At 60.5% G+C, this 11,072-nt stretch carries 9 protein-coding genes and 1 pseudogene; 6 read left to right on the top strand and 4 right to left on the bottom strand.

Annotated features, from left to right (window positions below; genetic code table 11):
• Nucleotides 1–30: 30 nt before the first annotated feature.
• The 4 genes and pseudogenes from AC067Z_RS19885 to AC067Z_RS19900 all read left to right on the top strand — a co-directional run.
• Nucleotides 31–249: pseudogene (locus AC067Z_RS19885) on the top strand (helix-turn-helix domain-containing protein); the annotation flags it as partial.
• A 393-nt stretch (nt 250–642) separates the two neighbouring features.
• On the top strand, nt 643–1,725 hold the full coding sequence (locus AC067Z_RS19890) for a transcriptional regulator, XRE family protein (RefSeq protein WP_478790869.1): 1,083 nt from the start codon (nt 643–645) through the stop codon (nt 1,723–1,725).
• 32 nt (nt 1,726–1,757) lie between these two features.
• The gene (locus tag AC067Z_RS19895; protein WP_478790849.1) at nt 1,758–2,738 is read left to right on the top strand and encodes an asparaginase; all 981 of its coding nucleotides are present in this window, start codon (nt 1,758–1,760) and stop codon (nt 2,736–2,738) included.
• Nucleotides 2,739–2,766: 28 nt separating this feature from the next.
• Nucleotides 2,767–3,228, top strand: coding sequence for a PPC domain-containing DNA-binding protein (locus AC067Z_RS19900; RefSeq protein WP_478790850.1), 462 nt, complete (start codon nt 2,767–2,769; stop codon nt 3,226–3,228).
• 831 nt (nt 3,229–4,059) lie between these two features.
• Here the strand turns inward: AC067Z_RS19900 and AC067Z_RS19905 are convergent.
• On the bottom strand, nt 4,060–5,889 hold the full coding sequence (locus tag AC067Z_RS19905; protein WP_478790851.1) for an AAA family ATPase: 1,830 nt from the start codon (nt 5,887–5,889) through the stop codon (nt 4,060–4,062).
• An 833-nt stretch (nt 5,890–6,722) separates the two neighbouring features.
• On the opposite strand from AC067Z_RS19905, the gene AC067Z_RS19910 reads away from it, so the two are divergent.
• Both AC067Z_RS19910 and AC067Z_RS19915 read left to right on the top strand, forming a co-directional pair.
• Nucleotides 6,723–6,794, top strand: coding sequence for a hypothetical protein (locus AC067Z_RS19910; protein ID WP_478790867.1), 72 nt, complete (start codon nt 6,723–6,725; stop codon nt 6,792–6,794).
• Between the two features lie 184 nt (nt 6,795–6,978).
• Entirely contained in the window at nt 6,979–7,686 is a 708-nt protein-coding gene (locus AC067Z_RS19915) for an HNH endonuclease (RefSeq protein ID WP_478790852.1), read from the top strand.
• A gap of 32 nt (nt 7,687–7,718) precedes the next feature.
• Here the strand turns inward: AC067Z_RS19915 and AC067Z_RS19920 are convergent, their stop codons facing one another.
• From AC067Z_RS19920 to AC067Z_RS19930, 3 genes are all read right to left on the bottom strand, one after another.
• Nucleotides 7,719–8,636, bottom strand: coding sequence for a hypothetical protein (locus tag AC067Z_RS19920; RefSeq protein ID WP_478790853.1), 918 nt, complete (start codon nt 8,634–8,636; stop codon nt 7,719–7,721).
• A gap of 32 nt (nt 8,637–8,668) precedes the next feature.
• Nucleotides 8,669–9,691 (bottom strand): DUF262 domain-containing protein, encoded by a 1,023-nt coding sequence (locus AC067Z_RS19925; protein WP_478790854.1) that lies wholly within the window; start codon nt 9,689–9,691, stop codon nt 8,669–8,671.
• Nucleotides 9,692–10,364: 673 nt separating this feature from the next.
• Nucleotides 10,365–10,928, bottom strand: coding sequence for a restriction endonuclease (locus tag AC067Z_RS19930; RefSeq protein WP_478790868.1), 564 nt, complete (start codon nt 10,926–10,928; stop codon nt 10,365–10,367).
• Nucleotides 10,929–11,072: the final 144 nt, after the last annotated feature.

Genomic DNA, 11,072 nt, shown 5'->3' on the forward strand with positions numbered 1-11,072 from the left:
GCGCATCTGTCCACATGGGAGGGATGAATCTTGGCTCAGGCGCCTCGAAAGCTCTCGCCTACCGAGTCCGCGCAGCATCTGCTCGGTGCGGAACTTCGAGACTGGCGTGAGCGCCGCGGACTCTCGCAGGATGAACTTGGCGCGCGAGTCTTCGTCAGCGGCGACACGTTAAGCAAGGTGGAAGGAGCAAAGCGCTTCCCATCTCGTGAGGTAGTGGCGCGCTGTGACGACGTCCTCGGGACGACCGGAGGGCTGGCGCGGCTTTGGGACCTGGCGAATGCCCAGCGGCTTGATGGACGCACACGATCAGCCAAGCAGGCAAACCATGTGGACACTTCCTCCCTAGATCTCCAGGGCGCCCTCTCCGCAGGCAGGATGAAGCTGCGGATAGATGAGGAGGGCAACGTGTGGGCCGAGGTGGATCGACGATCGTTTCTCGTTGGCAGTGCTGCCGCGTTACTCAGTCAAGGCACTCCCAGCGGGGCTGCCACTCTCGACGGCCACCCTGTCGGAGTGAGCGCAGCGGATGACCCCTTTGGGTTCGCCCGGACGGTGACCTCGCTTTGGCCCGATCTACGACTCTCCCGCCCAGTACCAGACTTCGGAGTCGACTGGACTGCCCTCATGCCTGGGGGACGCTCCATGCTCGGGGCGAACGTCCCCCTGCAACTTCACCCCGCGCGGATCGAGGGCGGACGGGCACTCGTCTCCATCCCCGACCAACGCCGCGCCGGCAGCTTCTTGGGCCGTCCCGGTCGTGGACTGCTCGTTGGAGCCGCCGGCAACGACGAATCGCCCCAGTTCTATCTGCTGGATGGCCGGAACGCGCGAGGGCGCCTGAGCCGCAATGCGGGCATCCAAGAAGTCACCGCACCTCTTGCTTACGAGCTGGACGACCTGACCTACGGCATCCTGTGGGCTGTCTCCAACTACGACGATGCCTTGCAAGCAGACGACCAGGACCTGGCCGAGACACGGACCGATCTCGAACGGTACGACCGCCTGTCCTCGTCAGCCGTCAGCCGAGAGGCCGCGCCAGGGCTCAACTCGGTGGCACACATGTGGCTCGGATCGGACTTCTGCGCCCGGCACATCCTCAAGGCCTTGCCCGACCTGCCAGAACTTCCAGCGTTCTGGACCCGCGAGCAGCGCGGCGAGGAAGCCAGCGCCTGGCTGATCTTCGATCACAAGTACCCGTACCTCCAAGCGACAACCAAGGCCCTCGGAGGGCCGAGCACGCGAGCGTTCTGCGTCCCCGAAGCCGTCGTTCAAGCCTCACCCCGCCATGAACGGATCCTGCTCTTCCTTGCTGTGGCACTCATGGAATCTCTCGGCATCCACGCGCAGTTCACCACCGACGCGTCGTACGAAGCCGTCGAAGGGTTCGTTGTCTCGCCCGACAAAGAAGCGATCATCGCCAACTGGGTTCGGGGTGATGGAATGTGGCATGTCGACGTGACCGGACGGTCCTCGATCGTCCGTGAGTTCACCAACGCCGCAGGCGACGTTGCCGCAGACTCAATCATCGAGGCGCCAACGGCCGCTGAGCGTCTGCGGGCCCTGGCGCACTACCTCGATCTTCCTTGGACGTGGCTGATCAATCGATGTGGCCAGTTGGGCAAGTACGGGACGTCGGGTCTGATCCAGTCTCGGAGCCGTCTCGTGTCAGCCGCCGGCCTCGACGCAGCCTGCTCATACGTCGGTGTCCTACCGACCGATAGTTAGCCAAAGCCGCACAGCACACAGAGAAGGCGCAGATGACGGACAGGCAGCGACACATCGCAGTGTTCTCACTCGGTGGCACCATCGCGATGACTTCGCAGGATGCGGGTGTTGCGACCCCGACGCTCTCAGCAACTGATCTCGTGGCGGCCGTACCAGGTCTCGCTGAGACGGGTGTTCAGATCCAGGTCCACGACTTCCGGCGACTTCCAGGGGCCTCGCTGGCGTTTCGCGACCTGCTCGATCTCGTCCAGGAGATCGAAGCACTCGATGTGGACGGCGTGGTGATCACGCAGGGCACGGACACCATCGAAGAAACCTCGTACCTGATCGACCTCGTGTACTCAGCCGAGACGCCGATCGTGGTCACAGGAGCGATGCGCAACGCGAGCATGGCGGGCGCTGACGGGCCGGCCAACGTGCTTGCAGCCGTCCGTGTCGCAGCCAGCGACGAGGCCAGAGGGCTTGGGACCGTGGTTGTGTTCGGCGAGGAGATTCACGCAGCCCGATGGGTACGCAAGAGTCACGCCACCAGTCCTACGGCGTTCACGTCCTACCCAGGACCGATTGGATACGTCGCGGAGGATCGAGTCCGAATCTGGAGCCGGCCAGCCGAAGAGCCGAAGATCCCGCTCAACCAGCTCAGCAACGACGTCAGGACCGCGGTTGCGCTCGTCGGACTCGGAGACGACGGAGTCGTTCTGCGAGCGATCGGAGCACAGGTCAACGGATTGGTTGTTGCCGCGTTCGGCGCCGGTCACGTTCCCATGAGCTGCGTCGATGCCCTGGCAGACCTTGCCAAGGAGATGCCGGTCATTCTGGCGACGCGCACCGGGGCCGGCCCTGTCCTCTCCCATACCTACGGATTCCCAGGGTCGGAAGCCGATCTGCTGTCCCGTGGGCTCATCGCGGCCAACTCTCTCGGGCCGGTCAAGGCTCGGATTCTGCTCCAACTCCTGCTGATGCGCGGTGCGGATCACAGCGAGATCGAAGAACACCTCAGCCACGTTCACTGACCCAGGCCCACAGCACGAGAGGACCGTCTTGCGCAGCTACGAGTTGACCACCGGCCGAACCTTCGGAGTGGCATTCGACCACGGCGACGACTTCCTTCCCACACTCGCCGAGTTCTGCCGCAGCAACGGGGTGCGGCATGGGTACATCCCCATGTTCATCGCAGGCTTCGCCGAGGCCGAGATCGTCGGTGCGTGCGAGAAGCTGGAAGATCCAGAGGCTCCGGTATGGAGCAAGGTGCACCTGACCGGAGTCGAGGCGATGGGGTGCGGAACTCTCGCCTACGACGCGGAGACCGACACGGTATCGCCGCACATCCATACGTCGCTCGGGGAGAAGGCTCGCTCAGCGAACGGGCACACGAGTCACTTGCTCAGCGCCCAAGTTCAGTTCCTGGTCGAGATGCTCGTGGTCGAGGTGATCTCACCGGTCATGACCCGTCCGCAGAATCCGAACCTCTACAACGTCCCGCTACTGACCTTCGGCGCGTGATCCACACGAGCAGCCATTGAGCGACGCGGACAGACTTTCCCTACATCATCAAGTGCTCGCTGCGCTCGCTGCCCGACCCGCGTTCGGTCAGCGAGCCAGGATCATTGCCAACCCAGCCGAAGACGCAGCCCAGCCACCCGGGACCGGCCCTGCCCCATGCCCGCCATGCGCCCGAGTGGCCCCCGGAGAAGCAGAAGACATCAGAGCACCAGGCCCGAGGGGAGAGGCGGACGCACGGGAGAACACCACATCGGACGCATCGAGCGTCTGCATTCCCGACCTCCTGAACTGCGGTAGCAGTCTGATGCAGAGATCAGAGGTGCCGCGCACAGCGCGGCGGCGCCGGCCGGACGCCGCCGCGCTTGCCCCTCAATGTCTACGCCACCGGGGCCGCACGTCGTCGCCCGCCCGCGCCCACAAGGGGGCGAAAAGAACCAGGCCGGGGGTGGTGACGGACGGCTCCACGGCTTTACCCACCTCCCCGATCCGGGACCCGCGTCGAGCAAGACCAGGGGGCCACTCGGACATATTGCGGGCAGGGGACAAGCCTGCCCGAGTTGCCGGCAAGCGTACGGCCCCCTGATCATGCACGACCCCAAACCAGGCAGGACACCGGCCAAAGCCGCTCCACCGACCTCGCAGCTAAGTAGGAGCTGTCTCGGTGTTGTCTGAAGGTTGAAGTTCGGCGGGCGTCCGCAACCGTAAGCCAAAACAGGACCGGACCAAGTGTCATTTAGGACGCCGGGAACCACTGCATCGTGTTGAGAGAGGTGGCCTTGCCAGTAATCGGTAGTTCGAGACCCCGCCAACACGGGATGATTTGATCAACCATCAAGATTCCGTGAGCCGGGGTGGGCCAGGAGTTGTCCGTATGCGGATTTCGCGTTCTACGTCAGAAAGGGTGCAGTTAGGATTACTCTCGACGAATTTGATTAGCGCTATAAGGATGGCGAATGAAATTGGCCGATGACACCTCTCTTCATGTTCACCTTCTCTGGCATCCCATCTACGTAGCGCGTCTCGCAGCTGACTGAAGTTGCCCCTCTCAATTATGAATTGCTCCTGGACAACCCAAGATGGATGGTCCATGTACTGCTCGAAGTCAAATCGTCCGGGTCGAATCACTGCGGGATCAAGTTGAGTGATTGATATATTGGTCGACAGCGCAAAGATGATCCATTTTTGCTGGCGGAGACGCTGCAGTCGAGGCAGCATGCCCGCTGTAATAAAGGCCCCCATCGTCCTCTCACTTACAGGGGAAGCAGCTTCGGTGTCGCGGCGACGAAAGAAATCTTCACATTCGTCGAAGAGTACCACCACTCGACGCAGTTTCTGAAGGTCATCGAAGATTCTTGCTGCCCGCACCTCAAAGTTCTCGAGGCCCCCTTCCAGGAAGTCAGGTGGAGAGAGAGTTAGCAGTGGCCAGCGAAGAGATTCCGCCAGCTGCTCAACAAGGGTCGTTTTCCCCGTACCTGGCGGCCCCGACAGCAAGAGCGAAATTGTCTTGGGCCGCCTGATAGGACTCTGACTCACGGGCTCCAGGAAGTGCTTTCTGACCGATTCTCTTAGTTTTCGTCCTTTCGTTGGGTCAAGTACATTTATCTCCCGATCAGGCCCTGGATTCGACCCGAGGGAAGGTACTAGATCAGGCCAGGGGAATCCCTGCCGCTGGCGAGGTTCAACCGCGTACTTACCAAGAATCTTCAGCTGTCGCAAACTGCGCAGAGATGTGTGGTAACGGTCAAGAAAAGAGAGTACGACCGCCGTCGTCCAGGACTCTATGTGGTCGAGTGGGCGCGTACGGTCACTCGACCACCCTGTCATTCCTCCCTCAACCTCGGAAATGCTCGCAGTGGCGTGTAGGAAAGTGTCATGGAGGACGCCTATAAGTAGATCGGTATTTTCTTCTCGCCCTCGGTCAATTTCTCCGCCCAGAAGGATAGTGAGCGCCAATGCTACGTCATAGGTACCTACGTGCAATTCTTGTTCGCGCCCGCCGACATCGTGGTGACGGAGGAGCACCCTTCGCGCCAACGGCCAGGATCCATTGTTCGACTGCGTCTCTTTGATAACCTTCAGCGCTGAACTGCCGACCTGGGAGAATCCTTGCTCGCTAAGCCCGTACAGCAGAGCAACCCTGAAAGCCAACTCTGCAGGGTCGAAGCGAGAGCCATCTTTGGCGTAATGGGCGCCCAGCTGTGCCAGAACATCCTGGTGCATGACATTCGACAGCTCCACGTAGTCTTCCGCCAGTGGCGCATGGATATGATAGGCCGAAGAAATCGCGTCACCGGCTCTCACGGCATAAAGCGTGATGTAATCGTGAAACAGGTAACGGGCAGTTTCCTTTACGTCAAATCGATCGCGGCGAATGCAATCCCTTATGTCGCTGGCTATTTTCTCGATCGCTTCGCCGAACGAAGGGGGCACGTGCAACTCGGAAGGAGGGATGAGGAGGCGATGGGCCATATCTAGGCGCGCGAGAGCTAGGAGGAGATGACTGTCCCTGAAGGCGGAATGACGCTTTCCGCGGAACGGTTTATGGTTCGCCACGGATAGCTTGGCGTAGTAGTCGGAGCATAGTTGCCCAACGAGCTTTTGTACGCCCTCCTTTATTGCGTCACTTGAGCTTTCCTCTTCAAGGAAGCGCAGAAAATCCACGAGTGCAGCAAAGGATCTATGCGTCGAGGTCTTTGGTAGGTCTGGCACATGTCTACTGGGAGCCTCCCGTATGAAGCCGAGGGGTTCATTGCTCTGGAGCGTTAGAAGTGCCTTTCCGGCGCGATGCACCCATTCCTGCACGGCGTAGATTTCACGGTCCAGATACTCGATGTCAACCAATTCCGACCTCCAAGGCCCGCTCCGGCGGCCCGATCGCATCGGTGGCCCAAAGACGTGGCTAAGCCAGTCTGGTGGCTTCGTCGGTGTGCCGCCTCCTCACAAGCTCCTTTGTCGGCTAAACGGGTGAATGACTGCCTCAGCCTCCCGCAGCAGCGGACGGCTACGCCCGAGCCGCCTGGACCTCAGGGCATCAGTGCCGGCTACGCGCTTAACGGTTGCGCAGGCAGCTGACTGGCGTGACTGCGCCTCGTCATACCGCGATGGGTAAGCACCAGTCCAACGCGGGGCTTGCCCGTGCCCTGCTAGACGTTTGGGGCAGGCACGGTCACGTGTGGATACCCCTGTCGAGGGCGTGTCGAAGTAGCGTAGGCCCACGGGAAGTTCGGCGCGAAGGTGCAGTTCAAACGCCCTGACTAACCGCGTATCCAGGCGCCTTACCGTGCCACAGCTGTGTTACGTCCAGGGGCTGTCACGGTCAGGCGGGGTTCTTCACGGATCGGTCTGCTGCCCCCGCCCCTGGAAGACACAGGTCACCCGGCATACGGCCCAGCCTCTCTCCTAAGGCGGTCGTCGACACCACGCCTTGTCAGTGCCGACCGTACTCTTCGGCCACGCGTAGAGGTGCGATCACATGGGACGCCGTACTCAAGGCCATCACCGAGTACAACGATCTAGGCAGGTCCGACTTCCTGGCGGCGTATCGCTTCAAGGAAGCACGTTCCTAACGTTCTGCTCCATAAAGGGCGGGAGTACGACTCCAAGGCCATCGTCGGTGCGGCTCACAAGTGGACTCAGGGGCGCGCTGTTGCCAGACGAGTTCAGCGGGAGGAGGGATCACGCAGCCACCTGGCTCAAGCGGCTCGGTTTCCAGGTCAAGTTGGTGCAGAACCCAGACTAGGCCCGCGATTGATGGCCAACGGCTGGAAGGGACTCGACGCGAACGACCGGCACGTCGTTGAGCTATCTGACCTTCTGCAGCTCATGTCGATCCACGCCGAGGCCGACCGCAACGAGAAGTTCCGCAACCCCAACAGGGTGGCCCGTAAGACGTTCGACATCGCCACTCGCCACCCGGATTACCGAGGCAAGCTCACAAACGGCGGGGCCCTTGCTGTCGAGGTACTGAACGCGCTTCTCGCTCGAGCAGCAGAGATGACCAAGATTGCCAAGCTCATCCGGCAGGGAATCACCGCGGGCGACCTGCAAAGTCCTCTCCCTGACGAAGAGGAGGAACTGGACAACTACAGCGCATCCGAAGGCCGACTTCTAATGCGACGGCACAGGAGCAGGGAGCGGAACAAGGTCTTGCGTAAGAAGAAGATAGTCGCGGTGCTCCGGCAGGGGGACCGCTCAGCTGCGAGGCGTGCGGGTTCGACTTCGAAGAGGTCTATGGCGACCGTGGAGACGGCTATATCGAGTGTCACCACGTCATCTCAACTTCACGAGGCCGGAGAGGGACGGACCAAGCTCAGCGACCTTGCACTCATCTGCGCGAACTGCCATCGAATGATCCACCGGCGCGCCCCGTGGCCTACGCCGGAGGGCACCCTCATCGAGAGCCGCCCGGGCAGGGCAAAGTTGCATCCCCGCGCAGCGGCGGAGCGCATCACCAGCTAAACTACCAATTTATCCCATGTGAGGCCCATACCCTAGGACAACGAGACTCGTTTCTCTTTTGGCCAACTAGCTGCAACCGGGACCATATCCTGTAGCTCCGCTGAGATTAGCAGCTTGCGACCCTTTGACCCACGCAGCAGCTCGTCATATCGCTCACGCAACAGTACGCCCAGAATTTTGTCCACAGGGTTGAGGGAAAGGGCTCCGATGATGTCCGAATGACGGTCCACCATTTCCGGGAGATCATCAACAGCAACGCCTGCCGCTTTAAGTAGCCCCTCTACGGTGATGGCAAACCTCCTCATATCACTCGGCAATTTGTCCGAGTCCCATAGAGCCAGCGCGAAGTCAATGATCGCATTTCGCCCATCGAACAAATCGTATGGAGGGTCTGGGTCTACCTGGGCAACATTGGATATATTCGCCAGCACGTCATCGACGATCTCCAGGAGTCCCCGAAGTCGGCCATCAAGCCGGGCCTCGCGCCACGAGAAACGCGACCCCTTATAGATGACGTCATGGGTTGATTCCTGGAGCGCATGTTGGATGTACGTGGTGAACTGAAGCTCGATCTTAACGTCCGCAAGCTCGGGGTGCCGCTCAACATAGTTGGTCGGGAAACCAGCAATCAGATGCGGCTGCTGGTAGCGGAAATCGTTAGGCTTCCCAACCTCGACATTCTTGGCTTCTTTGGTCGGAAATGCAGCCGCCGCGACTTGAATCGCAGATTGCACATCAGATGGATGCAGGAAGACAGCACGCGCAGCTACCAAGTCTTCGACATCAAGCATACGACCATAGTCGCCTTTTTGGAGCTTGGCGAATAGGGAATCTACTGCCTTTACTCTGACTTGGACTGCTACCGGACGAAATTCGTGCAGGTCCGCCTTGAGCCGCGCCTCGAGCCATTCCGCTCCAACTTCGAGGTTTCTCTCAATGTCGCTGTACATGCCCCTAAAGGAGGCCGAGACAATTGATCGCATCAGCGCCCACTCAAAACAGCACTCAGGAGGTCAGCCCGAAGCTCGCGATTTGACTTCTTATTTGATCCCTGCACCGCCGCAATGCGGTAGTCGATCGATCGACGTGTCTTCTGCTCCTCAATTTCGTCAGCGAACTTCTGCAGGCGCTTCGCTGCTTCACGGGCGTCAGGAAGATGGCCCGAACCATGTAGATCCGTGATGGACGCCCAGAGCGAGTAGAAGTCGGCGACGTTTGAGAGCCGGCTACCCCGCAAGGAACTTGACGAATTAACTTCCCTCAGATAGTCCTGAACCGCGATAAATCGCGAATCAGCGTCGGCTTCGTTCTCAATCTCTCGATCATTCTCCGCGTAATAATCGTCCAGGTAATCCTTACCTTCTTGAATCCCATCTATAGCAATCACGTACAGTTCGGATACGTACTCAACGTCCTGCATCCGCCTGATGCGTGCCGGCGTCACCAAGCCGATTTCAGCCCAGAATGGGTGCTCGGCAAGCTGCTCCACCTTTCGGATGAACGCGCCATCGAACTTGGCATGCCTGAGTTCTTGCTTATTTAGCCGTGCTACGTTTCGGTTCAACCTATCGAAGGCGTCGTTCAATTCAGCAACAGATGCACCTTTGATGTTCTCTACCGTGAACACATACTCCAGAAGCGCAAGCCTGACCTCTTCAGGCAATTCGGAGTAGTACCTATTCCCCAGATCGAGATCGCTCAAGCCCTCTGGCGTCGTGAATTCGTCTCGCTGAAATTCGAATAGTGCCGTGAGTCGCTGCTTCCCATCGATCACTCTGTACACCATGGGGCGATCAACCGCGACATCAACTTGCAGAAAAATAGTCGGGGCGGGGTAGTTGCGAATCAACGAATCGATGAAGAATTGCTTGTAGGTGAGATTCCATACGCTACGCCGCTGGTACGGCGGATCCAGATCAAGCCGTCCTGACGACTCCAAGTCGAGGAACCAACCTGCCGCCTGAGTCGTCGTCGAACGCTTGAATTGAGTTCCCGAGTTGTTCACGTCGCGCTTTCTGTTCAGGTGCCAGCTATACACTGATCACTGTTTACCGATGAGGCCAGCCGGCTTACTCGCGTAGTGCCCATTTATCCTTGCTGGCGCCGTTCCATCACGTCCGTGATCGTCATTGGACCGAGGCTCGTGCGCCGCTTCCCAACACCGCTCACGCCCACCAGCTCCGTCACCGGGCAGTCCCCCAAGTCGCATAATAGGCAGGGTAGATCACGGGCCGTCAGCACGAACGCGCCTTTCGCATATTGCATGTTCGCACGCCAGTACGAAGATTTGACATCTGTCCTGAACCGCTCAGTCCGGTGGGTGGGGGCGCGTTCTGGTTCCGCAGGCAGCTTCTGGCATGCCGTCCAGCTGTGGCCCGTGCGTGGACAGATGTTGGCGCCGAGCGCGGATGAGGAGCCTTGACCTGGGGAAACGGCCGCTGCATACAGGGCCTCCGGAGCCGTGTGCGCAGGTTCGAATCCTGCCGGGGGCACTTCATCCGGACCAGCGTGATCAACCCGCTGACCTGCGGAAGTGCCAGACTTCAAGAGCCGGACCCAGTCTCACTGGGTCCGGCTCTTTGTCGTTGTCTGTCACTGGTCGCGTGTGAGTGGCGTGTGAATTTTCAGCTCCCCCTCAGGCAGTCCGCCAGGGAGACACAGGGGCGCTGCCCCCCAGCTCACGACAGCGAGGATGCATTCCGCGGCGGGGGCAGCTTGTGCAGGAGGTCCCACAGCGACCGAGAGCCCGCCGCCCACTCCCCCAGCGTCCGGCGGTCCACCAGGTGCAGCCGCTGAGACTTGGCCAGAGGCGGGCATCCCGAGGTGAAGCGACCGTTCGTCACCAGGACCACCACGTCGCCCCCATGCAGCTGGCGTCCAGTGCCATTGAGCACGTGCAGGTCCGGCGTCCCGACGGGCGAGCCTGAAGCCCCGTTCTTACGGTGCTTGCACTGAATCACCCATCTCCGACCATGCGGGTCGGTGGCCTTTACGTCAGCCCCATTGTCCCCGGCTCCGCCTACCTGAACAGCGTCGGAACAGCCGTCCCGTCGCATGAGGTCGCGTATCGCGTACTCGAAGTCCCTGTGGTGAAGCCTGTCGAGCTGGGACAGCTGGTACCGCAGGCCCTGCGAACGAATGCGTTCCCAGCGCGCGCGGTCCGCCTGCTGCTTGAGCCAGAGACCACCGACGCACGCCACGACCACCGCAGCGGCGAGGAGCACCCACCAGTTCGCCAGCAGCCCGGTTGGTGGGACTTCTCCGGTCGAGGCAGGGTGGCTCGCTCCATGCGCCGGATGGTCATCACTTCGACGTTCCTGGCTCGTCGGACCGCACGCTGTTGCCACTCTGCTGCTGACGTTCCGCACGCTGCTGGACGAGTTCCT

This window comes from Streptomyces sp. NPDC043812 (assembly GCF_056436245.1).

What these genes read in the sequence shown, in the direction of transcription:
- AC067Z_RS19890 (WP_478790869.1), top strand. Translation starts at nt 643, where the DNA reads ATGCTCGGGGCGAACGTCCCCCTGCAACTTCACCCCGCGCGGATCGAG.
- AC067Z_RS19915 (WP_478790852.1), top strand. Translation starts at nt 6,979, where the DNA reads ATGGCCAACGGCTGGAAGGGACTCGACGCGAACGACCGGCACGTCGTT.
- AC067Z_RS19920 (WP_478790853.1), bottom strand. Translation starts at nt 8,636, where the DNA reads ATGTACAGCGACATTGAGAGAAACCTCGAAGTTGGAGCGGAATGGCTC.
- AC067Z_RS19895 (WP_478790849.1), top strand. Translation starts at nt 1,758, where the DNA reads ATGACGGACAGGCAGCGACACATCGCAGTGTTCTCACTCGGTGGCACC.